Here is a 25,808-nt window from a genome sequence, read left to right on the forward strand (position 1 = left end):
GGGCAGCGGCGGCATGGGCGGCGACGGCATGGGCGGCATGCGCCAGTAATTCCTCGCATCGGGCGCGCGGACCCATGGGCCAGGCCATGGACGGACCCGCCCGCCCGCGGCTACAGCAACGCCCATGCCCGCAACCCCCGCCTGGCCGCCGCAATCCGCCCCCCGCCTGTTCGTCGAAGGCCCGCTCGAGCCCGGCCCGCGCCGGATCGACGGCCCCCAGGCGCATTATCTGGGCCAGGTGATGCGGATGAAGCCCGGCGAGGCAGTGAAGCTGTTCGACAATGCCAGCGGCGAATGGCTGGGCATCGTCCGCGACACCGGCAAGCGCGAGCTGATGCTGGAGGTGACCGAACAGCTGCGCGGCCAGGAGCCGGTGCCCGACCTGTGGCTGTGCGCCGCGCCGATCAAGAAGGGCCGGATCGACTGGGTGGCCGAGAAGGCCTGCGAGCTGGGCGTGGCGCGGCTGGTGCCGGTGCTCACCCGCCGCACGGTAATCGACCGTCTCAACCTGGATCGCCTGCGTGCCCATATGATCGAGGCCGCCGAGCAATGCGGGCGTACCGCCCTGCCCGAGCTGGTCGAGCCGGTGAAGCTCCCCGCGCTGCTCCGCGACTGGCCGACGGAGCGCGCGCTGTTCTTCGCCGACGAGACCGGCGGGGTGCCCGCGCTCGGGGCGATGCGCGCCCATCCAGGCCCCGCCGCGATCCTCGTCGGTCCCGAGGGCGGATTTGACACGGAGGAACGCGAATCGATCCGCGCCGTTCCGCAAGCCATCGGCATCGCGCTCGGGCCACGCATCCTGCGCGCCGAAACGGCGGCGGCGGCGGCGGTGAGCCTATGGATGGGCGCGGCCGGCGACTGGTAACCGAACGGTACAAAAATCCGCTGGCGTCGTTTCGCCGGCACCGCTAAGGGCGCGAAAATGAGCACCAAGACCGTTTCGACCAAGACCGCGGCGGTCATCGAGGATCGCGCCCAGCTGGTGGAATATTTCGTGCACGGCGAGAAGCCGGCGGAGCGCTGGCGCATCGGCACCGAGCACGAGAAGTTCGTCTATTGGATGGACGGCAGCCACCGCGCGCCCAGCTATGAAGAGCGCGGCGGCATCCATGCGCTGCTGATCGGCCTCACCGAATTCGGCTGGAAGCCGATCTACGAGGGCGAGCATGTCATCGCCCTGTCCGGCCCCGACGGCGCGATCAGCCTGGAGCCCGCCGGCCAGTTTGAGCTTTCCGGCGCGCCGCTGGAAAACCTGCACGACACTTGCGCCGAAACCGGCCGCCACCTCCGCCAAGTGAAGGCGGTCGGCGATCGGCTCGGCATCGGCTTCCTCGGCATGGGCATGTGGCCGGACAAGACCCGCGCCGAGCTGCCGATCATGCCCAAGGGCCGCTACGAGATCATGCTGCGCCACATGCCGCGCGTGGGCAGCCTCGGGCTCGACATGATGCTGCGCACCTGCACGATCCAGGTGAACCTGGACTATGCCAGCGAAGCCGACATGGCGAAGAAGTTCCGCGTCGGCCTGGCGCTGCAGCCGCTGGCGACCGCGCTGTTCGCCAACTCGCCCTTCACCGAGGGCAGGCCCAACGGCTATCTCTCCTACCGCAGCCATATCTGGTCCGACACCGATCCGGCGCGCACCGGCATGCTGCCCTTCGTGTTCGAGGACGGCTTCGGCTATGAGCGCTATGCCGACTATGCGCTCGATGTGCCGATGTACTTCGTCTACCGCGACGGCAAATATATCGACGCGGCCGGCCTCAGCTTCCGCGACTTCCTGAAGGGCGAGCTGTCGGTCCTGCCCGGCGAGCTGCCGACCATGGACGACTGGGCCGACCATCTCTCCACCGCCTTCCCCGAAGTGCGGATGAAGCAGTTCCTCGAGATGCGCGGCGCCGATGGCGGCCCCTGGGGCCGCATTTGCGCGCTGCCGGCGCTCTGGGTTGGCCTGCTCTACGATTCGGGCGCGCTCGATGCCGCCTGGGATCTGGTGAAGGGCTGGTCGATGGAAGGCCGCGAGGCGCTGCGCAGCGCGGTGCCGAAGCTGGCGTTGGATGCCCCCCTCCCCGGCGGCGGCAAGCTGGCGGACATCGCTGGGGAAGTGCTGGAGATCGCCGGTGCGGGGCTCAAGGCGCGTGCCCGGCTCAACGGCTCGGGCGACAACGAATCCGGCTTCCTCGATCCGCTGCGCGAGATCGTGCGGACCGGCAAGGTGCCGGCGCAGGTGCTGCTCGATCGCTACCATGGCGACTGGCAGGGAGATATCACGCGCGTCTATGGCGAGGCGAAGTTCTGACGACTTGATCCTCCCCCGGAGGGGGAGGGGGACCAGCCGCAGGCTGGTGGAGGGGTAGGTCGCCGCATGCTCCACGCCCCTAAATCCGCCCAAAAGCGCGCAGCCAAACTTCGGCGCGCGATGAGCCTGCCGGAAGTGCTGCTATGGCAGGAACTGCGCATGCGGCCGGAGGCGCTGCGCTTTCGGCGGCAACATCCCGCCGGTCCGTATGTACTCGATTTCTTCTGCGCGCGGCACAAGCTGGCTGTCGAAGTCGATGGCGAGGCACATGCGCGCGGCGATCGTCCGGCGCGGGATGTCGTGCGGGATGCATGGCTGCGGGCGCAGGGCGTGCGGGTACTGCGGATCGCGGCGGCGGAGGTTCTGGCGGACGTGGAGGCGGTGGTGCTGCACATCGGCCGGGTCGCCCGTGGGGAGTACCCCTCCACCGGCTTCGCCGGTCCCCCTCCCCCTCCGGGGGAGGATTAAGGGCGGGCCCGGTCCCTCCGAAGGGAAGGATTGAGTGGGGGTGGCGAGTTATCCACCACCCCCAATACGCTCAGACCGTCGGCTTGCCGTCCACGCGTGCCGGCACGCCGGCACCGTCGCGCAGTTCGGCCGGGAGCAGGGCTTCCGGCAGGTCCTGGTAGGACACCGGGCGCAGGAAGCGGTCGATCGCCAGTGTGCCCACCGAGGTGCTGCGGCCGTCCGAGGTCGACGGGAACGGCCCGCCATGGACCATCGCGTCGGTAACTTCGACGCCGGTCGGCCAGCCATTCGCCAGGATGCGGCCGGCCAGACGCTCGAGCGACGGCAGCAGATCCTGCGCGATCGCGATGTCGGCATCGTCCATGTGCAGCGTGGTGGTGAGCTGGCCTTCGAGCAGCGACACCACCTTCTTCAGCTCCTCGGTATCGGCGCAGCGCACCAGCAGCGAGGTCGCGCCGAAGATTTCCTCGGCATGGCTCGGATCGGCGATGAAGTCCGCCCCCTTCATCGTGAACAGCGCAGCCCGGCCACAGGTCGGGCCCTGCGCTTCGACGCCCTGGGCAAGCTGCTGCACGGTCGAGACGCCGGCGAGCTTGGCCACGCCGGTCTCATAGGCCTTGTGGATGTTCGGGGTGAGCATCACCTGCGCCGCCGCGCCCAGCATCGCTTCGCTGGCGGCCGCCAGGAACCGCTCGAGCGCCGGGCCTTCCAGCGCAAGCACCAGGCCGGGGTTGGTGCAGAACTGGCCGGCACCCATCGTCACCGAGGCGACATAGCCCTTGCCCAGCGCCTCGGCGCGGGCTTCCAGCGCCGCCGGCAGCAGGAAGACGGGGTTGATGCTGCTCATTTCGGCATAGACGGGGATCGGCACCGGGCGGCTCTGCGCGATGCGGACCAGCGCCAAGCCACCGCCACGCGAGCCGGTAAAGCCCACCGCCTTGATGCGCGGATCGCTGACCAGCGCGCTGCCCAGTTCGTTCGACGTGCCGCTGACCATCGAGAACACGCCTTCGGGCATGCCGGTCTTTTCCACCGCGCGCGCGATCGCGGTCGCGACCAGCTCGGCCGTGCCCGGATGCGCCGGATGGCCCTTCACCACCACCGGGCAACCGGCGGCAAGCGCCGAGGCGGTGTCACCGCCCGCAGTCGAGAAGGCGAGCGGGAAGTTCGACGCGCCGAACACCGCGACCGGGCCCAGCGGCACCATGCGCAGGCGCAGGTCCGGCTTGGGCAGCGGCGCACGATCGGGGATCGCATGGTCGATGCGGACGCGCAGATAATCGCCCAGGCGCAGTTCCTTGGCGAACAGGCGCAGCTGGCCGGCGGTGCGACCGCGCTCGCCCTGAAGGCGGGGCTGCGGCAGGCCGCTTTCCTGCATCGCGCGCTCGACGAGTTCGTCGCCCAACGCCTCGATCTCCTCGGCGATGGCTTCGAGGAACTTGGCACGCTCTTCGCGCGGCAAGCTCGAATAGGGCAGGAACGCAGCCTCGGCAGCGGCGCAGGCGGCGTCCACATCTTCGAGCGTCGCGACGCTGAAGCTGGGTTCGATCTCGCTGCCGGTGGCGGCGGCAACGGCGCGGAAGCCGGCGTCGCGGGCGACGCGCTTCGATGCGATGAACAATTCTCCGGTCAGCGCCATGTTGAGCTCTCTCCGATGATCCAGGATGATTCTAATAAAAGGGCGTTAGCGGTAACACCCGCTGTGCGCGACTTAGGAGCCGCGCGCGCGCCGTTCAACCACGGAGTGACGAAACGGTCAATTGTCGGAGTAAGCCGTGCTGACCCGAACATGCATTCGTTCGCTTGTGCAGCAGGAAATATCACGTTACAACATCTCACACCATTGCCGGATCGCGGCATCCGCGCGGCACTGCGTCCTTGGGTGCGCCCTGTTCCTGGCCGGCACCTGCACCAATCACGGGGGAGTTCACATTGCGCCTTTCTGTTCGTACCGGTTCGCTCGCCGGAGCCCTGCCCGCCGCCATCCTGCTTTCGTGTGCACCGGCCTTCGCGCAGTCCGAGGAAGAAATGCGGGGCGAGCGTGAGCGCGGCGAGATAACGGTAACCGGGGTGGACCAATCCTATCGCGGCAATTTCACGCTGCGCGAGATACCGCAGTCGATCGCGGTGATCGACGAGCAGACGCTGCAGGAGCAGAATGTCACCCGGCTCACCGATGCGCTGGACCTGAACGCATCGGTCGCCCGCCAGAACACGCTGGGCGGATTGTGGGACGCCTTTGCGATCCGGGGCTTTGCCGGCGACGAGAATCTGCCGAGCGGCTATCTGGTCAACGGGTTCAACGCGGGGCGCGGGTTCAGCGGGCAGCGCGACGTTGCCGGGATCGAGCGGATCGAAGTGCTGAAGGGCCCGGCGGCGGCGCTGCTGGGGCGCGGCGAGCCGGGCGGTACGATCAACCTCGTCACCAAACAGGCGCAGCTGGGGCGCAGCTTCGGTTCGGCCGGGCTGCAATATGGCAGCTTCAACCGCTTCCGCGCCGAAGGCGACGCCAATCTGGCGCTGACGCAGGGAATCACCGCGCGGCTGATCGGCTATGCCGAGGACGGCGACACCTTCCGCGACACCGTGCACCAGAAGCGCTGGGGATTCCTGCCGTCGTTCGGCGTCGCGCTGGGCGATGCGACGCGAGTGACCTATGATTTCGAATGGACGCGGGTGGAAACGCCGTTCGATCGCGGCATCGTGGTGCTGAACGGCGATTTCAACACCGTGCCGCGCTCGCGCTTCCTCGGCGAGCCGGGCGACGGCGACAACATCGCACGCGCCACCGGCCACCAGCTGCGCGTGCAGCATCAATTCAGCGATCGCTGGAGCCTCAATGTAGGCGCCAGCCACCGCGACACGCTGCTTACCGGTTTCTCCTCCGATGCCGAGCTGGTCGCCTCGCGCCAGAAGCTGTTCCGCGACGGCCGCTCGCTGTCGCGGCAGCGCCGCAGCCGGGTGTACGACGCCGAACAGACGGTGGTCCGCGCCGAGCTTGCGGGCGATTTCGACACCGGCGCGCTGCGCCACCGCGTGCTGATCGGGGCGGACCATGACCGGTTCCTGTACGATCAGGTGTTCACCCGCTTCCGCCCGCCGGCACTCTCGTCCGCGCCCAGCGACCAGGCCGGCTATGTGATCGACATTCTCAACCCCGTATACGGCCGGTTCCCGCTGCCGACGCCGGCCGTGAACACCGACCGCCGCGACCTTCAGCGCGCCACCGGCGCCTATCTGCAGGACCAGATCAGCCTGACCGAGCGGCTGCAGATCCGCTTGGGCGGGCGCTACGACCACCTGCTGCTGCAGACCGACAACGATCTGACGCGCGTCACCAGCAGGCGGACGCGCGAGCGGTTCAGCCCGCAGGCCGGCATCGTTTACCGCCTGAGCGATCCGCTGAGCCTCTATGCCAGCTATGGCGAAGGCTATCGCGCCAATGTCGGCACCGACGCGGCGGGCGTGATCTTCGAGCCGGAGACCACGCGCTCGATCGAGGCCGGCGTCAAGCTGGCGGCCTTTGGCGGGCGGCTGACCGGCACGGTCGCGGTGTTCGAGATGCACAAGCGCAACGTGCTGGCCAGCGACACCAACAATCCGGGCTTCTCGGTGGCGATCGGCAAGGCGCGCAGCCGCGGCGTGGAAGTGGACCTGACCGGCAAGCTGCCCGGCGAGGTCGAATTGCTGCTCAGCTACGCCTATGTCGACGCCGAGGCGCGCTCGAGCGTGCTCGATCCCAATTTCTCGTTTCAAATCCGGCCGGGCGACCGGCTGATCAACATTCCCGACCACAACCTGAACGTGCAGCTGGCGCGCGACGTGACCATCGCGGGGCTGAAGGCGCGGTTCGGCGGTGGCGTGCAATATATCGGCGATCGCGCGGGCGAGACGGGCACGCGCTTCACCCTGCCCGCCCACACGCTGGCCCGCGCGTTCGGCGAAGTGGCACTGACCGAGCGGCTGCAGCTGTTCGGCACGGTATCCAACCTGTTCGATGAACATTGGTATGCGAACAGCTATAGCCCGTTATGGGTGCAGCCGGGCGCGCCGCGGACCGCCACGATCGGGCTGCGCGCGCGCTTCTGACGCGCCCGGACATCAGCTGGATGAAAGAGACGATGCCCCGCTTCACGCTTCGCCGCGCCGCGACGATCCTCGCCACCCTGCTCGCCGGGCACGCCGTGCCCGCACCGGCGCAGGACGTGCTCGACCTGCCGCCGGCATTGCCCTGGTCCGGAAAGAGCGAGGCGCTGGTCGCCGCGCCGGGGGATCCCTGGATCACCCCGGCCGAGGCGGCGGGGTTCCGGACGACACCCCGCTACGGCGAGGTGCGCGCCTGGCTGGAACGGCTCGACGCCGCTTCGCCGCTGATCACGCTCGCCAGCTTCGGGCGCACTGGCGAAGGCCGCGACATGCTCTATGTCCGCGCAAGCAAGGGCGGCGCGGCCAAGCCGGTGGTGCTGATCCAGGGCGGCATCCATCCCGGCGAGATCGACGGCAAGGATGCCGGGCTGATGCTGCTGCGCGACATCGCGCTGCGCGGCAAGGACGACCTGCTCGACCGCGTCGATCTGGTCTTCGTGCCGATCTACAATATCGACGGGCACGAGCAGCGGAGCCCGTGGAACTTCGTGCATCTGCGCGGCCCGGCCGAGAAAGGACGCGACGCCAACGCCCGCAACATCGATCTCAACCGCGATTACGGCAAGGTCGATGCGCCGGAGACGCGCGCGATGATCGGGCTGATCCGGCAGCTCGATCCGATCCTGTATGTCGACTGCCATGTCAGCGAAGGCTTCGACATGCAGTATGACATCACCTTCACCTATGCCGGCTGGGGCAAATACGCCCGGCACCGCGCCACCGCCGACTGGCTGGAGCAGCGCTTCGGCCCGGCGGTGGCGGCGGCGCTGAGCAAGGCGGGGCACACCCCCACCATCTACCCCAGCCCGATCGACACGCGGGCGCCCGAAAAGGGCATCCGCTACAGTCCCGAAGGCCCGCGCTATTCGACCGGCTATGGCGACTTCATCGGCATGCCGACGGTGCTGGTCGAGAACCACATGCTGAAGCCCTATCGCCAGCGCGTGCTCGGCACCTATGTGCTGATGGAAGCCGCACTGCGCATCGCGGCGAGCGACACGGCGCGGATCGCCGAGGCCAAGGCCCGCGACCGCGCCAGCCGTCCGGCCGAATTGCTCACCCGCTGGACGCCCGCCGAAACGCCGATCGGCTGGATCGAGCAGTTCAAGGGCGTCGCGTTCGAATGGTATTCCTCCCCCGCATCGGGGCGGATGGAGCAGCGCTGGACGGGCAAGCCGATCCACTTCCGCATGCCGATCATCGGCCAGCGGCCGACCGAGACGGTGCGGCTACCCAAGGCGTGGTGGATTCCGCCCGAACAGGCGGAGGTGATCGATCGGCTGCGGGTGCACGGCATCGCCTTCGAGACGATCGCCGCGCCGCGCACGCTGACCGTGGATCGCGTGCGGCTGATCGACCCGAAGCTCAAGCAGCCGATCGAAGGGCGCGTGCCGATCACCGCCGGCTTCGTCCATGGCGACGTGGAGGAGGTGATGCCCGCCGGCAGCGTGCGCGTTCCCGCCGATCAACCGCTGGGCCTGCTCGCCGCCGCGTTGCTCGAACCCGAAAGCCAGGATTCCTTCCTGGCCTGGGGCTTCTTCCCCGAGATGCTCGGGCCTCCGCCGAGCACCGACGCCTTCATCCTCGCCGCGCTCGGCGAGCGGCTGTTGGCGACCGATCCGGCGATCAAAGCCGCATTCGAGGCGAAGCTGCGTGACGAGCCCCGCTTCGCGGCGGACGGGGACGCGCGGCTCGCCTGGCTGCATGCCCAGGCCGGACCTGGCCATCCGTTCGTGCTGCGCTATCCGATCGCACGCGAGTTGCGCTGAGAAGCAGGCGGAAGCGGACCCCGCTTGCAAAACCAGTGCGGGGCTGGAATGACCCTGGCTGCAGGAGGGGCAGCATGGCGGGGATCAGCATCAAGCCGGCACGATCGGGCGTACGCACAGCGCGCGCCGTGCCGCAGACGCGCGTCCGCCGTTCCTGCCTTTCCTGATCCAAGCAGGACATTTCCGTTGATGCGCATCCTTGCCCCGGCGACCGTGCCGGCATTCCTGCTGCTGGCCTCGGCAGCGCCCGTACCCGCTCCGCAGCATTCCCCTGCCCCGCAGGATCACACCGCCGATGTCGATCCCTTTGTCGGCGTGGACGGCGGCGGGGTCGCGGGCGGCAATACCGTGCCGGGCGCCGGCGTGCCGTTCGGGTTCGTCTCGCTGAGCCCGGACACCACCAACGGCGACACCAACGGCTATGATTCGCACAGCCCGATCCTGGGATTCAGCTACACCCATGTCAGCGGCACCGGCGGATCGGCCAAGTACGGCAATTTTCGCGTCACCCCGATCAGCGGCCCGCTGCGCGTCGCGCATCTCCACTACGACCGCGAGGGCGAGGCCGCGTCCCCCGGCTATTACCGGGTCGGCCTGGCCAGCGCGGAAAGCGGCACCACCCAAGTCGAGCTGACCGCCTCGCGCCTCGCCGGTTTCCAGCGCTTCACCTTCCCGGCCGGGGCGCCCGCCCATGTCGTGCTGGACGCCAGTTCGGTGATCGCGATGCGGGGATCCGGCCAGCGGACGCGCAAGGCGCATGTCCGGCTGATCGACGACCACAGCATGGCCGGCTGGACCGAAGTGGAAGGCGGGTGGAACCCGGTTCCGTACAAGCTCTATTTCTACGCGACCTTCGATCGCCCCGCCCGCGCGTTCGGTGCCTGGAAGGCGAAGCAGGGCGCGATGGAGACGCTGCCCGGCGCCGTCACGGCGGAGGGTGGCACCCAGACCAAGGCACCGGCCGATCGCCAGGGCCTGATGATCGAATATGACAGCCGCATGGAGTTCGCCAACCGGCTGGGCACCTATTTCACCTTCGATCCCGCCCAGGGCCGCGACGTGCGCATGAAGCTGGCGGTCTCGTTCCTGAGCGAGGACAAGGCCCGCGCCAACCTCGCCGCCGAACTGCCCGATTGGGATTTCGACGCCGCCGCCGCGCGCGCAAAGACGCAGTGGAACGCGGCACTCTCGAAAATCGCCGTCACCGGCGGCAGCGAGGAACAGCGGCGCATCTTCTACACCGCGCTCTACCGCGCCCACACCATGCCGCACGACCTGACCGGCGAAAACGCCTGGTGGCAGTCGAGCGAGCCGCATTATGAGGATTTCTACACGCTGTGGGACACATTCCGCACCGTGCATCCGCTGCTCACGCTGATCCAGCCCGATCGCCAGCGCGCCATGATCCGATCGCTGATCGACACTTATCGCCACACCGGCTGGATGCCCGATGCGCGGATCGCCGGCGGCAACGGCATGACCCAGGGCGGATCGAACGGAGACGTGGTGATCGCCGACGCGGTGGTGAAGGGCCTGGGCGGCTTCGATGTCGAGCTCGCCTATCAGGCGCTCAAGAAGAACGCCGAGGTGGAGAGCGACGCACCGTTCCTGCAGGGCCGGGTGCTGCAGGATTACAAGGCGCTCGGCTATGTCTCGATCACTCAGCCGCGTTCCGCCTCGCGCACGCTGGAATATGCCTATGACGATTTCGCGATCGGCGCGGTTGCGAGCCAGTTGGGCAAGGCCGAGGAGGCGAAACGCTATCGCGCCCGCGCCGGCAACTGGCGCAACCTGTGGGACGACCGGATCGGCTGCATCCGGCCGCGCTACCCCGACGGCACCTGGCTGGAAAATTATCGCTGCACCTACGAATATCCCGATCGATCGACGCCGTGGTGGGAAGCGCCCTTCTACGAAGGCAATGCGCTGCAATTCTCCACCTATGTGCCGCACGACGTCGCCGGGCTGATCGCCAAGACCGGCGGCGATCGCGGCTTCGTCACCTGGCTGGATCGGCTGTTCGACGGCCATTATTCGCAGGGCAACGAGCCCGATCTGCTCGCCCCGTTCCTCTACATCCATGCCGGACGCCCGGATCGCACCGTGGAGATCGTCCGCGACCTGATGGGCAAGCACTATCGCCTGAGCCGCACCGGCCTACCCGGCAACGACGATGCCGGCGCGATGTCGAGCTGGTATGTGTGGAACGCGATGGGGCTCTATCCCAATGCCGGCCAGCCCTATTACTATATCGGCGCACCGATCTTCGAAACGAGCCGGATCGCGCTGGAACGCGGCCGGTTCTTCACCATCCGCGCCACCGGCACCTCGCCGGAGAACCGCTATGTCACTGCCGCGCGGCTGAACGGCAAGGCGATCGACCGCGCCTGGATCCGCCATGCCGAACTGGCGGCCGGCGGCACGCTCGAACTCGAGATGGGGTCGGCTCCGCGCGGCTGGGCCACCCGCTTCACCGCGCCGCCGGACGGCTATCGCCGGTGAGGTGACGCGCTAGCGCTTGCCTGCGCGCCGCATGGGCATCGCGTCGATCGTCTCTTCGAGAATGGCGGCGGGGATGGGCCGCGTCTGCCGCAGCTTCACGCCGCCATCCTTGCCGATCAGCACCACGCCGAAGGCGGCGGAGGACAGGCCGTAGCGCTGCCGCAGCGCGGCCGGCGCATCGCTTGCGCCCAGCACCCGATCACCGACGATTTCCACCACCGCAAGGTCGCGTTCCACCGCGCCCGCCTTCCAGCCGGCGACGATACGGCGCTGCTCGGCGCGCGCGGGGTCGTTCGCCTGTGGCGCGCTGACCAGCAGGACCCGCTTCTGCCACTGCATCGCGGCGACGCTGGTGGAGGCGGCTGCGATCAGCGAGGCGGTCATGAGCAGCTTCCCCAAGATCATGCGCCTCCAACGCGCGGACCGTTCCGGCGTTTCCGTTAGCCGAACGGATGGCGCAGGCGACGGAAGAGTCCGCGCTTCGCCGTCGCCTCGAACATCTCGGAGGGGCTTTCGGGATCCAGCACCTCATTGTCCGCCAGCCAGCCCTCGACCGCGTTGAGATCGGGAACTTCGTACGGACGAAGCGAGCGCCCCGGCCCGCGCAGCGCCTCGATGGCGGCGATCAGCGATCCCTGCGCATCGATCTGCGCCGCCACGCGCGCGGCGGGCAGGCCCAGATGCTCCGCGATCAGGCCGTCGCGGATCGCGCGGATGGCCTCGGCGCCTTCGTCCCCGGCATCGATGGTGATGTCGCATTCGGTATCCAGGCCCATCGAACGATTGTTCATGTTCGCCGATCCGATGCGCAACGTGCGGCCGTCGACGATCATCACCTTGGCATGCACGTAGATCGCCACGCCCTTGGCCGTGTAGGGATGATAGAGGCGGAAACGATCATGGACATCGCGCTGCTTCAGCGCCGCGACAAGGCGCGCGCGCGCCGTGTCCATCGCGATCGGCTCCAGCCAGCCCTGGGCGTGCTCCGGGTTGACGATCACGATCTCCGGGCCATCGGCTTCCGCCAGCCTGGCGGCGATCGCCTCGGCAATGCGCCGCGACGCGAAATACTGGCTCTCGGCGTAGATCGAGACCTTCGCCGACGCGATCTGCTCGAGGAACAGCGCCTCGATCTCGCGCACTTCGGGGTAATCGGGCAGTTCCGGCGAGGTTCGCGCGATGCCAACCTCGACCTGCCGGAACGCGGTGGCGAGGCCTTTCGGCCAGCAGTCCGTCGTCTCGGCGACCGGGGGGAGCGCATGCCCGCCCGCCCGCTGCCAGCGATCGCGCGCGAGTTCCCCCAGCGCCGCCGCGACGGGCCCCTGCAGGGCCGTGGTCGCATCGTGCCAGGGCATATAGGGCTTGCCGCTGGGCGCGGCGCGGCGCGGTTCGACGTCGCGATGCCGGCGCGTGTCCCAGCGGCCGCTCGTCATGTCGATGCCGCCGCAAAAGGCGAGACAATCGTCGATCACGACGATCTTCTGATGGTGCGAGGCGCCCACCGGGTGCGCGCTGTCCAGCTTCGTATGGATGCGCGGATGCCGCATCCACCGCGCCAGCGTGAAGATGGTGGAACCGCGGGTCAGCGTCTTCAGCGCCCCCACGTCCCAGCGCAGCAGGAAGATCTCCAGGTCCGGGTTGCGCTCGACCAGCCAGTAGATGAAATCGCCCACCTTGGCGGGCTCGCCTTCCTCGCGCTTCGAATCGGTCAGCGCGATGCGCGCATCGAAGTCCCAGCCGATCAGCATGATCCGACGCCGCGCCTTCAGCATCGCAAGCCGAGCGTTCTTGAAATAGCTATCGGCATCGATGAGGACGCTCATCCGGGTCGCCCGCTCGACGCGCCAGAATGCCTTGCCGTTCAAGCTCACCCGATACTCCCTGGGTTGATGACGCGTTCGTGCCGGAGCGCTAACCGGGAGAAACCCCAATGGACAGGAAGATTTCCATCGCTGCGACGAGCCGATCGAGCGGGGTTGCCGGGGAGGACAGGGCTGCTTCAGCGCGACCGGGCGGTCGTGATGGCGGAGACGGAGGGATTCGAACCCTCGGTACGAGTAATCCCCGTACGGCGGTTTAGCAAACCGCTGGTTTCAGCCACTCACCCACGTCTCCGGAAGCGCCGAGGCGAGCCCTATAACGAGACCGTCGCCGGCAATCAACGGGATTAACCGCCCGAACGCGAAATCGACTCGTCTGGGCTTCCATTCATTGCCGCGACAGGCCCGCGCCCCTAGGATGCGCGGAGGTGCAGCGGGTTTGGTAGGGTTGATGATGCGATTGGGTAGGTTCACGGTTCTAGCAGCGGCGGCGGCGTTCGCGCTCGGCATTACGCCTGCAGCGGCGCAGATGACGACGATCGATCCCAATACCGCGATCGATTCGGACCTGAATTCGCCGCCCCCGACTAGCCCACCGCCCGCGCAGGATCAGCAATCCTATCCGCCGGCCGGCGATCCGCCGCCTGCCGTGCCGGCACCGGCGGCGCCCGCCGCGCCGGTTCCCGCCGATCCCGCCGCGACCACCGCGCGCCAGGCCGCTACCGACACGTTCGAGCGGGACGATCTGCTCGCCGCCGCCGAGGGCGTGTTCGGCAAGGGCGCGTCGGGCCTTGCCAAGCTGATCGAAGACATTCTGAAAGATCAGGGAAAGCCGAACGCCTATATCGCGGGCAACGAAGCCTCCGGCGCGATCGGCGTCGGCCTGCGCTATGGCAAGGGCGAGATGTTCCACAAGGTGGAAGGCCAGCGCCCGGTCTATTGGACCGGCCCGTCGATCGGCTTCGATCTCGGCGGCGACGCCAACAAAGTGTTCGTGCTGGTCTACAATCTCTACGACACGCAGGAGCTGTACAAGCGCTACCCGCAGGGCGAAGGCCATGCCTATCTGGTCGGCGGCTTCTCCGCCTCGTATCTCCGCCGCGGCGACGTGGTGCTGATCCCGGTGCGGCTGGGCGTGGGCTGGCGGCTGGGGGTCAATGCCGGTTACATGAAGTTCAGCGAAAAGCAGCGCTGGCTGCCCTTCTGATCGCAGGCGGGGGGGGCCGCAGCCCCGCCCCGTCCCCTCAGCCGAACGCGACTGCCTCGAACCGCACCGGCTCGCCGATCGCCTGGTTCGCCAGTTCGGCTTCCCACATCACCCGATTGCCGCGGATGATCGTGCCGACCGGCCGGCCTGTCAGCTCCATGCCGGTGAACGGCGACCAGCCGCAGCGCGACGCAAGCCAGCTTTCCTCCACCGTCCAGCGGGCCTTCAGGTCCACCACGGTGAAGTCGGCATCATAGCCGGGCACGATCCTCCCCTTGCCGACGATGCCGAAGATGCGCTGCGGGCCGGCGCTGGTCAGATCGATCAGCCGCTGCAGCGTCAGCCGGCCTTGCGCGACATGGTTGAGCATCAGCGGCAGCAGCGTCTGCACGCCGGGCATGCCGCTGGGGCTGTCCGGATAGGCCTTTGCCTTTTCCTCGCGGGTATGCGGCGCGTGATCCGAACCGAGCACGTCGGGCACGCCCTGGCGCAGCCAGTGCCACAGCCCGTCACGATGCGCGCCGGAACGGATCGGCGGGTTCATCTGCGCGAAGGTGCCGATGCTCGGATAGGCCTCTTCGCCCGCCAGCGTCAGGTGCTGGGGCGTGACTTCGCACGTCGCGATGTCCTTGTGCTGGCCCAGCAGCTCCAGCTCGGCGGGCGTGGTGACGTGGAGCACATGGATCCGCCGCCGCGCTTCACGAGCCAGCCGAAGGATGCGCCTGGTGGCCAGGATCGCGCTTTCGTCGTCGCGCCATACCGGGTGCGAGGAAGGATCGCCGGGGACGCGCTCGCCCAGGCGTTCCTGCATGCGGAACTCGTCCTCGGCATGGATCGCCACGCGGCGATGGCCCGAGGCCAGCACGCGCGCGAGATTGGCGTCGTCCGATACCAGCAGGTCGCCGGTCGAGGCGCCCATGAAGATCTTCACGCCGGCCGTGCCCGGCAGCCGCTCCAGCTCGGCCAGATGCTCGGCGTTGTTGTTGGTGGCGCCGACATAAAAGGCATGGTCGCACCACATGCGGTGGTGCGCGCGGTTCAGCTTGTCGGCTACCGCCGCCGCGCTATCGGTATTCGGCTTGGTGTTCGGCATTTCGAAAACCGCGGTGACGCCGCCCAGCACGGCGGAGCGGCTGCCGCTCTCCAGGTCTTCCTTCACTTCCAGCCCCGGTTCGCGGAAATGCACCTGGCTGTCGATCACGCCCGGCAGCACGTCCAGCCCGGTGCAGTCTATCGTCTCGCCCGCATCGCCGACATCCCCGATCGCGACGATCTTGCCGCCGGAGACCCCGACATCGACTTCTGCAGGTCCGCTGGGAAGGTGCACGCGGCCGCCGCGCAGCTTGAGTTCGACATTCGCCATGGCTTTGCCTCTTTCGTGAGCGTTGGCGGCGTCCTACCTGTTCGGCATGGACGATACCAGCACCTGGCTCGACGATCGCGCGCTGCTCCGCCTCACCGGCGACGATGTTCGCGGATTTCTGCAGGGCCTGCTGACGCAGGACCTCGCCCGCGTCACGCCCGATACGCCGCAATGGGCGGGGCTGCTCACGCCGCAGGGCAAGGCATTGTTCGACTTCCTGCTCTGGGCGGACGGCGATGCGATCCTGATCGACTGCGACGCCACCGTGCAGGAGTCGCTTGTCCGCCGGCTGAGCATGTACCGGCTCCGCCGGGCCATCAGCATCGAGCCGATCGATGCCGGTGTCCACTGGTCGCTCGCACCGCGCGCGCGCGCCGTGGCGGATCCCCGCCTCGCGGCGCTCGGCTATCGGTGGCTCGCGCCCGTGTCGGGAGGCAGCGCCAGCGCCGCCTGGCAGGCGCACCGGCTCGCCCAGGGCGTGACCGAAGGGCCGGCCGAGCTGGGCAGCGACAAGACCTTGTGGCTGGAATGCAATGCCCAGGAACTGAACGGCGTCAGCTTCACCAAAGGCTGCTATGTCGGCCAGGAGAACACCGCGCGCATGCACTATCGCGCCAAGGTGAACCGCCGGCTGGTCGTTGCTCCGCTCGGCGAACCGGGCGACCGCACCCGCGCCAGCTATCCCGCGCTCGGCAAGATGGTCGAGCTGCGCCGGGTCGAATCGCTCGGCGACGCGCTCGTCCCAGATTGGCTTGCGGCAGCGCTGGCAGTCGAAGCCTGAGCGCCGGTCAGCGCAATCGCTTCTGCAGGAAGAAGCGCTGGTGGCCGGGGGGAAACGCATCGAGCGTGCCGAACAGCTCGAAGCCCAGCTTTTCGTAGAAGCCGCGCGCCTGGAACGAGAAGGTATCGAGCCAGATGCCGACACAGCCATGTTCGCGGGCGATCGCCTCGGCGCGCTGCATCAGCGCAGTGCCGTAATCGCTGCCGCGATGCGCCTCCGGTACCGCCAGATATTCGACGAACATCCAGTCATAGGCGCATTTGCCCCATAGTCCGCCGACATGGTTTCCGGCCTCGTCGGTCAGCAGAACGGCCACGGGCGCGGACCGGGGCTCGCCCGCCTTTGCGATATTATAAGACCGCAACGGATCGAGCACCGCCATGCGGTGCTGGTCGGTCGGCGTGTCGGGAACGGTCAGGTGCAGCGTCATCGCTGCCACGCTGCGGTAAACGCCAAGCTTTCACAACCGCTGCAGCAACTGGCGTCACGTTGCGGTTCGCACAAAAAGAAAGGGAGGCCGGTTACCCGGCCTCCCCTGCTTGCGTCCATCCCTCGCGGGTTGGCAGCTCTTACATGCCCGAACCCGGACCGTAGGTGATTTCCACGCGACGGTTCTGCAGTTCGCGGACACCGTCGGCAGTCTCGACGCGCGGGCGGCTTTCGCCGAACGCTTCGGTCGAGATCACGCCAGCCGGGATGCCCTTGCCGGTCATGTAAGCGCGGACCGAGTCGGCACGACGCTGCGACAGACCGACGTTGTAGCTCGCCGCACCCGAACGGTCGGCGTGGCCAGCCAGCATCACCTGGGTGTTGCTGCAATCCGCATAGTTGCTGATCGCATTGTCCAGGATGCTCGCGGCTTCCGGCGTGACGTCCGACTTATCCCAGTCGAAGAACACGATGTACGGCCCAGGCGTGCAGACCTTGGGTTCCGGCGCCGGGGGCGGCGGAGGCGGCGGGGCCGGCTCGGCGACGGGCGGCGGCGGCGGGGGCGGCGGAGCCGGCTCAGCGACGGGCTCAGGCGCACCGAAGTTGAACGTCAAGCCTGCGAGCAGGCTGTGCGACCGGTAACGGCCGCTCCACTGGTTGCCACCGATGTCGACGAGCTTCACGTCCGGCGCGTTGAAGAAGCGATACTTCAGCGACACGTCGATCGAGCGGGTCACCGGCGCGCGGACGCCGGCAATGGCCTGCCATGCAAACACGGTGTCGGAGTCGTTGACGGTATCGGCCGGACCGGAGAGACGCAGACGGTCCTTGATGCGGGCGACACCCGCACCACCGCCGACAAAGCCCTGCAGGCCCGTGTCCTCACCGAAGTCGAACATGCCGTTGACCATGAACGACAGGGCCGAGGTGTTGCCGCTCGCCTGCTCATAGGCGCCAGCCGGCGTCGTCGACGCAGCGCCACTCGCCAAGCGAATGGCCGTCGGGATGGAAGTGCGAGCGCTGTCGACGCGAGCGCGGCGATAGCTTACTTCGGCTTCTGCACGGAACGGGCCGAAGTCGTAGCCGACATTCCCGCCCACGTCATAGCCGACATGGTTGTTCTGCGTGACAGCGTCCTTGCTGCTGCCAGCATCAAAGTGGATGTCTTCAACCAACATCGCACCGCCTTCGACACCCACGTACCACGCGTCGTCGCGGGCCAAGGCGGGCGTGCTCAGCGCGGTCGTGGCAAGTGCCAAAGTGACGGCAAGCTTCCGCATTATAATCCCCTTTCATGGTCGTCCTTACGGACAGCCCAAACTCACTACTCAAACCAAAGTTTCGGTGCAAGCGCACAAATCTGCGGACTGTTGCATGATCGTCACAGCTTATCCAGCATCGATTAAACCGTGTACGCGCAACGCGTCCAGCACCGCAGAGATGGTTCTACGCGCTTCCTGGTCAACCGTTACCCCGCCGTTCGGTTCCGCGATTCCCGGCTGCATTTCGCCAACTACCTGACGTCCTTGGATAAAAACTTTTCCATAGGTCCTATCCTGGTACCATTGCCCTGCGACGAACTGCGCGGGAGACTGAGTTTCCGCGATCCAGATGCGCAAACCCTCCCGCGGCGCAACAAAGCGCCATCCGGCCGCGGTCCAGCCGGCCAGACAGCCGGCGCGTCCCTCCCACGCGCCGCTCGGTGCCGGGCCGATCAGCCAGCATTGCCCCGGCTCCGGCGCGGCGGGCGGGACGTCGATCGGTCCCGATTCCACCACAGTGTGGCTGAGCAGATCAAGCCGCACCAGCGCTTCGTTGTGGAACATCTCCTTCTGCGCTTGTCCCGGCTCCAGCAACGGCAAGTCGAAGCGGGCAGTGGAAGCGGTCGTCATTGCAGGTCTCCCGAACTGGAAAGCAGAAGCGTCGCCGCGGCGGAACGGCCATGCGTACCGATCTGCCGGACGCGCACCGTCAGCGGATAGTGCAGCCCGGCCATGGCGATCGTCGCGCTCGCAGCCGCGCTGACGAGCGTCTGGATCGCACCGCCGGACTCGATCTCGATCGCATAGGCTTCGCTCTGTTCGCCGATCGGGATATCCACGCCGTCCTGCCAGGCGCCGCCGGTGCGGCTCCGCCGCGTCCAGCGCAGCAGCAGGTCGGTGCCTTGCCGCGTGGCGCACAGCTGCACGGGCGCGGGCGGCAGCAGCGAGATGCCCGAAACCTGCGCGACAAGCGGCGCGACATCGCCCAAGTCGGCGACGCCTTGCGCCAGAAGTTGCACGCGCCCGCCGATCGCGACATCCAGCTCCAGCAATTTGATCGTATCGCGCGCCAGCAGCACAAAATGGTCACCGGGATCCTGCCGACCGATCGCACCCTCGGTTCCCCGCCGCCCGCGCCACAGGCGCGACAGGCGCCACCGCCGTGCACCGATCGGTTCGGCCCGGCCGAACTGCAACAGTTCCTCCCCCAGCATCGCCAGATTGGCGCCCGCGTCCATCGCCCTGTCGTCGGCATTGGCCAGCAACATCGCGTCGTTCGCCAGGTCGACGATCACGACGCTGGCGGTATCTGCCAGCGCGGCCGGCGATGCGCCGGGCGGCTGAACGATCGTGCCGAGCACCGCGGGATAGGCGGTGCCCCCGGCCGGTTCCCAGGTCCGGCCGTCGTCCCTGCTGTAGGAAAGCGTCGCCCGGCGCCATCCGGCCGTCGTTCCCGCCGCCGCCAGCGCGAGGCGCGGTCGCGTTGCCGGGCTGTCGTCCAACGGCGGCAGCTCGAAGCAGTAGGCGATCGTGGCACCCTGGCGCGCGTCCGGCGCGTCCACCGCACGGCCCGGGCTGGCGCCACTGGCGCGCGGCGCCTGCGCGATCCGCACGCACTCCAAGCGCACGATCATGCGGTCAAGCGTCCAGCGGTCGACCCGCCACTGCCCCGCCACGCCCTCTATCGTGATCCGCGCGCCCGGGCGGACGGCCAGCGCGTCCCAACTCAGGCTGATCGTGCGCCGCTCGCGGCCGATGTCGGCGCGCAACAGCGCGGCGGCGGCAATCGTCTTGGCCGCGTCCGCATCCAGCACCGCGGGCAGTTCGATCCGCGCCTCGCGATCGCCGGCGCCGTCGCGGCACGCCTGCTGCATCCCCGCCTGATAGTCGCGGGCGACATCATAATAGCCGACGCACACCCGGCGCGGCGCGCTCGCGGCGGCAGCGATCGCCCGAGCGCCCAGCCCGGGCCCGCTCGCGCCGCGCGCCATCCCCATGTCCGGCCAGCGATCGGCGGTGCCCGGCCCTGCGATCAGGCGCAGCATCGCCGGATCGCTGCGCAGCCAGCCGCCGCTCGCCGCCAGGATGGTCTCCAGCACGGAACCGATCGTCGCTCCCTGCGCCGAAAAGCCGGTGACCGGCAGCCCCAGCGTCTCGCCGTCAACGCCGTCCGCCAGGCTGGCGGCGATCGCACCCAGCGGTACCGGCGCCGGATCGGCAACCACTTCGAAGCTCAGTTGCGGGATCCGGTTGCCGAACTCCGCCAGCTCGAGATCCTCGAACACGGCATAGGCGATGCCGCGATGCGCCGGCGCCATCGCCGCGCCTTCCACCGATGCGATCAGCGGATCGACGGCCTGGTCCTCGTCGCCCCGATGGAGGCGGAAGCCGGTGCGCACCTTGAAGTCGCCGGCCGCGCCGCGCAGCAGCTTGCCGTCCGCCCAGATCCGCTCGACGCGCAGGATCGGCCGCGCCGAAAGCGCTACGGCGAACGAAGCGGTATAGCTGTACACCGTCGTCGCGCCCCGCCCCTTGCCGCCGCCTTCGCTCGCGCGATGCTCGATCAGGTCGGTCGCCCAGACTATCGATCCCGCCACCCGCAGCCTGCCGAACAGCTTCGGGATCTGCGTGCCATAGCTCGACGTCTGCACCCGCAGGTCGGCCAGCCGCGCCCCTTCGCGGGTGCCCGGCCGCAGCAGCTGGCGGTCGATCGTGTTGCCGATCAGCCCGCCCAGCCCCGCCCCCAGCGGCCCGCCGATCAGGCCGCCGGCGATGGTCAATACCATCGTCGCCATCATTCCTCTCCTTGCAGAAAGCGCCAGCAGCTAAGGATCGGCCAGGGCGGCGCGCCCGGGCGTTCAACGACGCGGCGCAGCACCGCATCGGCGTGCACGATGCTCTCTTCGCCCGCGATCGCCAGGTGGAGCTGCCCCGGTCCGCTCCGCAGCAACAGCACGTCGCCCGGCATGGCATCCTCCACCGGCATCAGTCCCGCGCGCTGCAACGCCCCGGCGGCCAGCGCGCCATCGCCGGTGCGCAGCGCATAATCGTCGGGAGTTGCCGCCCGCATCCCCTGCGCCCGCAGCGCCAGCGCCACCAGCCCCACGCAGTCGAGCCCGGTCGCCGGGTCACGCCCGTGCAGCCGGAAGCGCGCGCCGATCGCTGCCCGCGCCTCCGCAAGCCCGCTCGCCCCGCTCATCCGCCGGGATACCGGGTCAGCAGGTCGGTGCCGGGCAGATAGGGCTCGCCGCGAAAATTCGCCGCGTTGCCGAAGCGCGCCGCGCAGGTCTCGATCCGCCCGTCGCACCCCTGGATCAGCTCGACCAGCGCCCCCGTGCCGTCGAACCGCGGCGGCAGGCGCAGCGTCACCGTCGTCCCGTCCGATGCGGCGATACCGTCGGCCAGCCCGCCATTGGCGCCGCCGAACCAGCGCAGCCGCCCCCCGCCATAGGCATTGGCTTCGGGCTCGGCGGCATCGAGCGTCAGCACGACGTCGTCGGCCGCCACAACCCGCGCGAACCGCCGCCGCCCGGCCAGGTCCATCCCGCAGCGCGCATCGCCCAGAGTCGCGCGGCAATCGGGCGAGGTCGCCTCCACCACCGGCGCCTCGAACGCAGCGGTCGCCCCACGCAGCTCGGCGGTCAGCGCGCCGTCGCGCGTCTCGATCGCGCCCAGCACGCCCTCGCCCAGCGAGATCGTCTCCCCCGGCGCGGTCCAGTCGGTCGCGAAGATCGCCACCCGCGCGCCGTCCCAGCGCCCGGCCAGCAGGTCCTCCTCGCGGATCGCGTCGCTGGCGAGTACGCCGCGCACGTCCATCGCATCCGCCTCAAGCGAGGCGCTGCGCTCGATCGCGCTCGGCGTCATCCCCGGTGCGGCGCGATAGAGCAGCCCGTCGATCCACAGGTCGCGGTCGTGCGCGGTCAGGCCGATCGTCACGCCGTCACGCCGCTCGATCCGCCAGCACAGCGTGACCGTGGTGAGCGCTCCCTCCAGCCAGGTCATTCGCGTATCTCCACCAGCGGCACCAATGCTGCCGCGCCCGCCAGGAAGGTCGCCCGGCTCACCCGCAGCTGGTCCTCCGCGAAGCGCACCGGCACGTCGAACAGGAAGGAGGCGCTCACCCGCACGCCCGCCGCCGGCGCCGCGTCCAGCGTCACCACCCCGCCCTCGCCCAGCGAGAAGGCCGCGGTCGCCACCCCGTCCAGCCGCACCGAAACCGTCCCTGCCACTGGCCGGGTGATCCGCCGCACGCTCGCGCCGTACCGCTTCACCAGCGGGAACCGCGCTTCCACGCCATCGCCGGTGCCGATCGTGACATCCCGCCCTTCGAAATCGAACGGATCGCGCAGGCGAAAACCCCGCGCCGGCCCCATCCTCGCCCGGAAAAAGCCGAGCAGTTCGGCGATGTCGGCTTCGGATCGCACGCCCGGCCCCACATCATAGCGGGTGCGCGCTTCCGCCCATTCCGCGTTGCGCCGCTCGGCCCCGCCCGCGCTGGTCACGATCGCGGTGGAAACTTCCGGCGCCACCTCCGCCTCGCGCCCCAGCGCGAGGGGAAAGGACACATCGTCGAAGGGCGTCATCGCCGCCTCCTGGTCGAAATGGATGAAGCCGTCGCGCAGCACCTGGGGCAGCGCCCATACATAGGTCGCCGCCACCCCGCGCCTGCGCCCGCGCGCCGCCGCCTCGGCGATGCCGCGCCACTGGTCCTTGTCCTCGCGCCGCAGCACGAAGCCGGCGAGATAATGCTGCCGGGCCGCGGGATAGCCCAGCCGGCTCTCCGCCGCCGCCACCGCCCGTTCGGAGGCGGCGGCATTCCCCGCGGCCGCCCAGTCATAATCCTCGAGCTGCAGCACATCGAACGCCGGCGACGCCCAGCCGATCGGCAGGTTCGCCCGCTTCGCTTCCGGCATTGCCGGATCGAGCACCGTCGGCAGATAGGCGAGCAGCAGCACCTCCGCGCCGGGCGCCCGTGCCTTCACCGCATCGCGCAAGGCGAACGTGGACGCCGCCAGCAGCGCCCCCGCCGCATCCAGCACCATCGGATCCACCGGCTCCCGCAGGTTCTGCGGCGCGGGATCGCCCAGCGCCGCCCTGGCTGCGGCGTCGTGAATGCACAGCCGTCCATCGGCCATCACCCACCACCAGGGTTCGCCGATCTGGAACCGCACTGCCAGGCCCGCATCTTCCGCGATCCCCACAAACGCCAGTGCCACCGCACGCAGATAGGCCATCGCCCCGCCATGCGCGGGGGAGAGGAGCGTCGAAGGCGGGCTCCATCCGGTCTGTGCCGGGCTGCCATCCGCCGCCCGCTGCTTCCAGTCGCCCCAGCAATGCTGGTCGAGCAGCTCGTAGCTCAGCGACCAGATCACCCCCAGCCCCAGCGCCTTGGCCCGCCGCGCGAAATCGCGGTGCCACGCCGCGCAGGGGCCCGCGAGCACGCCGCCCGCGAGGCTCGCGTAAAGGCCGTCGCCGTGCGCCTCGAGCCGGAAATAATGGCTCATGCCCACGTAATGGAGAATGTCGCCGCGATAGCCGAGGTGCAGGATATTACGCAGCAGCCGCGCCGGCGTCAGGTTGTAGCCATCGTCATAGCCTGTCGCGATGCGCAGGCCATGTTCGGGCACCACCGCCGCGCCGATCGGCAGCACCGATCCCGGCCCGTCACAAGCGATGCCGGTCAGCTCCACCCATGCCTCCACCGGCGCGGCCAGCGGTGCCGCATCGCCCTCGGCATAGCCCGGCGGCACCAGCGATACGAACATTCGGTCGATATCGCCCGCCCATACCGGGTCGGCCTCGCCCGGCAGCAGGAAGCCGCCTGCCACCGTGGCGAAGTCGATCGCCACCACGGCATCCTCGGCCGTGCCCTGGGCATAGTTCCACAGCCGCACATACCAGCTGCGCGGCGTGCCGGTCGCGTCGCGCCCCTCGATCGTCAGCACGGGGCCGTGCACCGCATCCAGCGGGATCACGCCCGACGACCGCCAGCGGAATCGCAGCCGGCACGCCCTAAAGTCGCGGCGCGTCGCATAGGCGAGCAGCGGGTGATCCCACCGGTCCTCCGCCGCCCAGATCAGCCCGGCCAGGTCGCTGCACCGGTAAAAGGTCAGGTCGACGCGCAGGGCATCCGCCGCCGTCGTCACTACGCTGGCCAACATCGGGCGCGGGAAATCGACCGTCCAGAACACCGGATCGAATCGCTTCACCACGTCTTCGGCCTGGCCGCGCCGCTGCTCGGCAAGCCACCAGCCCATCAGTCGAGCCCCGCCAGCGCCGATCGCACGGCACGCGCCACCTGACGACTCGATTGCGCCAGCGCTTGCGGGGCCTCACCGGCCGCCGCGTTGACGGTGATCGCCACCCGCACCGCGCGCGCGCCGCCCTGCACCGTCGGCGCCACCTGCCCCGCGCTGGTCGGCACGAACAGTTCCGGCCCGCGCTCGCCCACCCAATAAGGGCGGCCAGGGCTCACCGGCCCGCCCGTCGCGCGGCCCGGCAGGCCCGGCAGGCCCAGCAGCCCGCCCAGCAGCGAGACCAGCCCGCTGCTGCGTCCGCCGATGCCCAGCGACGGGATGGCGATGCCGATCGCGGCCCGCGCGATCTCGTCCATCGCCCGCACCGCCACGCTGCGCAGATCGTCAAAGCCGATCCGGCCGGTCCGCGCCGCCCGCAGCAACGTGGTCTCCAGCGAGCGACCCGCCCGATCCACGCCGGCCTCGAACGGGCCTTCCAGCGATCCGCGCATCGCCTCCACGTCGCGCGCGAAGCCGGCGGTATCGGCACGCACCGATACCACTAGCCTTTCGATTTCCTCATCCATCGGGAAACTGCTCCTGCAATCGCGCCAGCAGGTCGGGAGTCAGCGGTTCGCCCGCTTCCCCGGCCGCCGCGCGGATCAGCGCCGCCAGCTCGGCCGGCGTTGCGCGCCAAAAGGCGTCGGGAGACCAGCCGAACGCCAGTCCCGTCATGCCCGCCAGCTGCGCCGCCCGCTCCGAAAAGCACGTCATCGCCCGGCCAGGATCTGGCCGATCAGCGTCTTTAGCGCCGGGGTGGCCGCAGCCAGCCCGGCCGCCACCACCGCCTCCGAAAAGGCATCGCGCGTCAGCGCCTCGGGTGCGTCGTGCCGGCAATGCCAGAACAGCGCCACCAACTCACCCAGCGCCAGCCGCCCGGCGGCGGCCCGCTCCACCAGGGCGAACAGCGGCCCCACTTCGGCTTCGGCGGCCACCAGCGCCTCGAAGCTCGGCCGCAGCACCAGCGCCGCGCCCCCTACGCGCAGCATCGCCTCGCCGCGCGCCGCATTGGCCGTGCCCCTCATGCGCTCACCACCGGGCCGGAGCTTTCCAGCGCCAGCGTGTAGCTGCGCTCGCCGTTGAAATCGCCGGCATAGTCCAGCCGCGTCACCAGGAAGCGCCCGGTCATCGTCTCGCCGCTCTCGAAGCTCAGCCGATACTCGTCGAGCACACCGGCCAGCGCATTTGCCTTCAGCCGTGTCTCGGCCGCCGATCCGGTGAACACCCCCGCACCCGATACGCTCACCGATCGCACGCCTGCGCCGGACAGCAATTCGCGCCATCCGCCGGAATCCTTGCTGGTGATCGCCACCGCTTCGCCGTTCACCGAAAGCTGCGTCGTGCGCAGCCCCGCCACGGTGGCATAGACCACCGGCACCGCGCCGTTGCCGATCTTCAGCAGAAACGCACTTCCCTTCTCCGCCGCCATCGTCATCTCCTGTTCGTAAAAATCCGCCCCGGTACGG

23 protein-coding genes and 1 tRNA gene are annotated in these 25,808 nt (G+C 69.0%); 8 read left to right on the top strand and 16 right to left on the bottom strand.

Annotation, left to right across the window (positions count from 1 at the left end):
• Positions 1–124 precede the first annotated feature (124 nt).
• From B215_RS0114655 to B215_RS20210, 3 genes are all read left to right on the top strand, one after another.
• The gene (locus B215_RS0114655; protein ID WP_019370397.1) at positions 125–865 is read left to right on the top strand and encodes a 16S rRNA (uracil(1498)-N(3))-methyltransferase; all 741 of its coding nucleotides are present in this window, start codon (positions 125–127) and stop codon (positions 863–865) included.
• Between the two features lie 57 nt (positions 866–922).
• The gene (locus B215_RS0114660) at positions 923–2,299 is read left to right on the top strand and encodes a glutamate--cysteine ligase (RefSeq protein ID WP_019370398.1); all 1,377 of its coding nucleotides are present in this window, start codon (positions 923–925) and stop codon (positions 2,297–2,299) included.
• Between the two features lie 66 nt (positions 2,300–2,365).
• Positions 2,366–2,767: an endonuclease domain-containing protein gene (locus tag B215_RS20210; RefSeq protein ID WP_037513874.1), complete on the top strand. Its 402-nt coding sequence runs from the start codon at positions 2,366–2,368 to the stop codon at positions 2,765–2,767.
• A 70-nt stretch (positions 2,768–2,837) separates the two neighbouring features.
• Here B215_RS20210 and B215_RS0114670 read toward each other — a convergent pair whose 3' ends face one another.
• Entirely contained in the window at positions 2,838–4,406 is a 1,569-nt protein-coding gene (locus tag B215_RS0114670; RefSeq protein ID WP_019370400.1) for an aldehyde dehydrogenase (NADP(+)), read from the bottom strand.
• Positions 4,407–4,795: 389 nt separating this feature from the next.
• Here B215_RS0114670 and B215_RS0114675 point away from each other — a divergent pair, with 389 nt between their 5' ends.
• The 3 genes from B215_RS0114675 to B215_RS0114685 all read left to right on the top strand — a co-directional run bounded on the left by B215_RS0114675 (position 4,796) and on the right by B215_RS0114685 (position 11,184).
• Positions 4,796–6,856: a TonB-dependent siderophore receptor gene (locus B215_RS0114675; protein ID WP_019370401.1), complete on the top strand. Its 2,061-nt coding sequence runs from the start codon at positions 4,796–4,798 to the stop codon at positions 6,854–6,856.
• Between the two features lie 20 nt (positions 6,857–6,876).
• Entirely contained in the window at positions 6,877–8,682 is a 1,806-nt protein-coding gene (locus B215_RS0114680; protein WP_152997758.1) for a M14 family metallopeptidase, read from the top strand.
• Between the two features lie 189 nt (positions 8,683–8,871).
• Complete coding sequence (locus B215_RS0114685; protein ID WP_019370403.1) at positions 8,872–11,184, top strand: GH92 family glycosyl hydrolase; 2,313 nt, start codon at positions 8,872–8,874, stop codon at positions 11,182–11,184.
• Between the two features lie 9 nt (positions 11,185–11,193).
• Here the strand turns inward: B215_RS0114685 and B215_RS0114690 are convergent, their stop codons facing one another.
• From B215_RS0114690 to B215_RS0114700, 3 genes are all read right to left on the bottom strand, one after another.
• On the bottom strand, positions 11,194–11,589 hold the full coding sequence (locus B215_RS0114690; protein ID WP_019370404.1) for a DUF4174 domain-containing protein: 396 nt from the start codon (positions 11,587–11,589) through the stop codon (positions 11,194–11,196).
• A 35-nt stretch (positions 11,590–11,624) separates the two neighbouring features.
• Positions 11,625–13,007, bottom strand: coding sequence for a phospholipase D-like domain-containing protein (locus B215_RS0114695; RefSeq protein WP_019370405.1), 1,383 nt, complete (start codon positions 13,005–13,007; stop codon positions 11,625–11,627).
• A 199-nt stretch (positions 13,008–13,206) separates the two neighbouring features.
• Positions 13,207–13,299: transfer RNA gene (locus B215_RS0114700), tRNA-Ser, on the bottom strand.
• Positions 13,300–13,455: 156 nt separating this feature from the next.
• Here B215_RS0114700 and B215_RS0114705 point away from each other — a divergent pair.
• The gene (locus tag B215_RS0114705) at positions 13,456–14,211 is read left to right on the top strand and encodes a DUF1134 domain-containing protein (RefSeq protein ID WP_019370406.1); all 756 of its coding nucleotides are present in this window, start codon (positions 13,456–13,458) and stop codon (positions 14,209–14,211) included.
• Between the two features lie 37 nt (positions 14,212–14,248).
• On the opposite strand, the gene B215_RS0114710 is transcribed toward B215_RS0114705, so the two are convergent.
• Positions 14,249–15,574, bottom strand: coding sequence for a dihydroorotase (locus B215_RS0114710; RefSeq protein ID WP_019370407.1), 1,326 nt, complete (start codon positions 15,572–15,574; stop codon positions 14,249–14,251).
• Between the two features lie 46 nt (positions 15,575–15,620).
• Between B215_RS0114710 and ygfZ the strand changes: the two genes are divergently transcribed.
• Positions 15,621–16,355, top strand: a complete 735-nt coding sequence (gene ygfZ, locus B215_RS0114715) for a CAF17-like 4Fe-4S cluster assembly/insertion protein YgfZ (RefSeq protein WP_026009285.1) — start codon at positions 15,621–15,623, stop codon at positions 16,353–16,355.
• A gap of 7 nt (positions 16,356–16,362) precedes the next feature.
• Here the strand turns inward: ygfZ and B215_RS0114720 are convergent, their stop codons facing one another.
• The 11 genes from B215_RS0114720 to B215_RS0114770 all read right to left on the bottom strand — a co-directional run bounded on the left by B215_RS0114720 (position 16,363) and on the right by B215_RS0114770 (position 25,771).
• Positions 16,363–16,785, bottom strand: a complete 423-nt coding sequence (locus B215_RS0114720) for a GNAT family N-acetyltransferase (RefSeq protein WP_019370409.1) — start codon at positions 16,783–16,785, stop codon at positions 16,363–16,365.
• 139 nt (positions 16,786–16,924) lie between these two features.
• Complete coding sequence (locus B215_RS0114725; RefSeq protein WP_019370410.1) at positions 16,925–18,064, bottom strand: OmpA family protein; 1,140 nt, start codon at positions 18,062–18,064, stop codon at positions 16,925–16,927.
• Positions 18,065–18,172: 108 nt separating this feature from the next.
• The gene (locus tag B215_RS0114730) at positions 18,173–18,676 is read right to left on the bottom strand and encodes a DUF2793 domain-containing protein (protein ID WP_019370411.1); all 504 of its coding nucleotides are present in this window, start codon (positions 18,674–18,676) and stop codon (positions 18,173–18,175) included.
• Positions 18,673–20,841 carry a GTA baseplate fiber-binding domain-containing protein gene (locus tag B215_RS0114735; RefSeq protein ID WP_037513901.1) on the bottom strand — a complete coding sequence of 723 codons (2,169 nt, stop codon included), beginning with the start codon at positions 20,839–20,841 and terminating at the stop codon, positions 18,673–18,675. The genes B215_RS0114730 and B215_RS0114735 overlap by 4 nt, the downstream gene beginning before the upstream one ends.
• A complete protein-coding gene (locus tag B215_RS0114740; RefSeq protein WP_019370413.1) occupies positions 20,841–21,245 on the bottom strand; it encodes a hypothetical protein in 405 nt (134 codons plus the stop codon). Before B215_RS0114740 ends, B215_RS0114735 begins: the two co-directional genes overlap by 1 nt.
• Positions 21,242–22,048, bottom strand: a complete 807-nt coding sequence (locus B215_RS0114745) for a DUF2163 domain-containing protein (protein WP_019370414.1) — start codon at positions 22,046–22,048, stop codon at positions 21,242–21,244. The genes B215_RS0114740 and B215_RS0114745 overlap by 4 nt, the downstream gene beginning before the upstream one ends.
• A complete protein-coding gene (locus B215_RS0114750; RefSeq protein ID WP_019370415.1) occupies positions 22,045–24,303 on the bottom strand; it encodes a DUF2460 domain-containing protein in 2,259 nt (752 codons plus the stop codon). The genes B215_RS0114745 and B215_RS0114750 overlap by 4 nt, the downstream gene beginning before the upstream one ends.
• Positions 24,303–24,869, bottom strand: a complete 567-nt coding sequence (locus B215_RS0114755) for a hypothetical protein (protein WP_019370416.1) — start codon at positions 24,867–24,869, stop codon at positions 24,303–24,305. The genes B215_RS0114750 and B215_RS0114755 overlap by 1 nt, the downstream gene beginning before the upstream one ends.
• Positions 24,862–25,056 carry a phage tail assembly chaperone gene (locus tag B215_RS0114760; RefSeq protein ID WP_019370417.1) on the bottom strand — a complete coding sequence of 65 codons (195 nt, stop codon included), beginning with the start codon at positions 25,054–25,056 and terminating at the stop codon, positions 24,862–24,864. The genes B215_RS0114755 and B215_RS0114760 overlap by 8 nt, the downstream gene beginning before the upstream one ends.
• Positions 25,053–25,367 (bottom strand): GTA-gp10 family protein, encoded by a 315-nt coding sequence (locus B215_RS0114765; protein ID WP_019370418.1) that lies wholly within the window; start codon positions 25,365–25,367, stop codon positions 25,053–25,055. Before B215_RS0114765 ends, B215_RS0114760 begins: the two co-directional genes overlap by 4 nt.
• A complete protein-coding gene (locus tag B215_RS0114770) occupies positions 25,364–25,771 on the bottom strand; it encodes a phage tail tube protein (RefSeq protein ID WP_026009286.1) in 408 nt (135 codons plus the stop codon). Before B215_RS0114770 ends, B215_RS0114765 begins: the two co-directional genes overlap by 4 nt.
• Positions 25,772–25,808 lie beyond the last annotated feature (37 nt).

It is taken from the genome of Sphingomonas sp. ATCC 31555, from assembly GCF_000282895.1.
Lineage (GTDB): Bacteria > Pseudomonadota > Alphaproteobacteria > Sphingomonadales > Sphingomonadaceae > Sphingomonas.

Bases quoted from the DNA above. Each gene is read 5' to 3' on its own strand.
- B215_RS0114655 (WP_019370397.1), top strand. From the start codon at position 125: ATGCCCGCAACCCCCGCCTGGCCGCCGCAATCCGCCCCCCGCCTGTTC.
- B215_RS0114740 (WP_019370413.1), bottom strand. From the start codon at position 21,245: ATGAGCGGGGCGAGCGGGCTTGCGGAGGCGCGGGCAGCGATCGGCGCG.
- B215_RS0114675 (WP_019370401.1), top strand. From the start codon at position 4,796: ATGCGGGGCGAGCGTGAGCGCGGCGAGATAACGGTAACCGGGGTGGAC.
- B215_RS0114755 (WP_019370416.1), bottom strand. From the start codon at position 24,869: ATGGATGAGGAAATCGAAAGGCTAGTGGTATCGGTGCGTGCCGATACC.
- B215_RS0114685 (WP_019370403.1), top strand. From the start codon at position 8,872: ATGCGCATCCTTGCCCCGGCGACCGTGCCGGCATTCCTGCTGCTGGCC.
- B215_RS0114765 (WP_019370418.1), bottom strand. From the start codon at position 25,367: ATGAGGGGCACGGCCAATGCGGCGCGCGGCGAGGCGATGCTGCGCGTA.
- B215_RS0114705 (WP_019370406.1), top strand. From the start codon at position 13,456: ATGATGCGATTGGGTAGGTTCACGGTTCTAGCAGCGGCGGCGGCGTTC.
- B215_RS0114730 (WP_019370411.1), bottom strand. From the start codon at position 18,676: ATGACGACCGCTTCCACTGCCCGCTTCGACTTGCCGTTGCTGGAGCCG.
- B215_RS0114660 (WP_019370398.1), top strand. From the start codon at position 923: ATGAGCACCAAGACCGTTTCGACCAAGACCGCGGCGGTCATCGAGGAT.
- B215_RS0114710 (WP_019370407.1), bottom strand. From the start codon at position 15,574: ATGGCGAATGTCGAACTCAAGCTGCGCGGCGGCCGCGTGCACCTTCCC.
- B215_RS0114735 (WP_037513901.1), bottom strand. From the start codon at position 20,841: ATGGCGACGATGGTATTGACCATCGCCGGCGGCCTGATCGGCGGGCCG.
- B215_RS0114690 (WP_019370404.1), bottom strand. From the start codon at position 11,589: ATGATCTTGGGGAAGCTGCTCATGACCGCCTCGCTGATCGCAGCCGCC.
- B215_RS0114725 (WP_019370410.1), bottom strand. From the start codon at position 18,064: ATGCGGAAGCTTGCCGTCACTTTGGCACTTGCCACGACCGCGCTGAGC.
- B215_RS0114670 (WP_019370400.1), bottom strand. From the start codon at position 4,406: ATGGCGCTGACCGGAGAATTGTTCATCGCATCGAAGCGCGTCGCCCGC.
- B215_RS0114695 (WP_019370405.1), bottom strand. From the start codon at position 13,007: ATGAGCGTCCTCATCGATGCCGATAGCTATTTCAAGAACGCTCGGCTT.
- B215_RS0114760 (WP_019370417.1), bottom strand. From the start codon at position 25,056: ATGACGTGCTTTTCGGAGCGGGCGGCGCAGCTGGCGGGCATGACGGGA.
- B215_RS0114750 (WP_019370415.1), bottom strand. From the start codon at position 24,303: ATGGGCTGGTGGCTTGCCGAGCAGCGGCGCGGCCAGGCCGAAGACGTG.
- B215_RS20210 (WP_037513874.1), top strand. From the start codon at position 2,366: ATGCTCCACGCCCCTAAATCCGCCCAAAAGCGCGCAGCCAAACTTCGG.
- B215_RS0114680 (WP_152997758.1), top strand. From the start codon at position 6,877: ATGAAAGAGACGATGCCCCGCTTCACGCTTCGCCGCGCCGCGACGATC.
- B215_RS0114720 (WP_019370409.1), bottom strand. From the start codon at position 16,785: ATGACGCTGCACCTGACCGTTCCCGACACGCCGACCGACCAGCACCGC.
- ygfZ (WP_026009285.1), top strand. From the start codon at position 15,621: ATGGACGATACCAGCACCTGGCTCGACGATCGCGCGCTGCTCCGCCTC.
- B215_RS0114745 (WP_019370414.1), bottom strand. From the start codon at position 22,048: ATGACCTGGCTGGAGGGAGCGCTCACCACGGTCACGCTGTGCTGGCGG.
- B215_RS0114770 (WP_026009286.1), bottom strand. From the start codon at position 25,771: ATGGCGGCGGAGAAGGGAAGTGCGTTTCTGCTGAAGATCGGCAACGGC.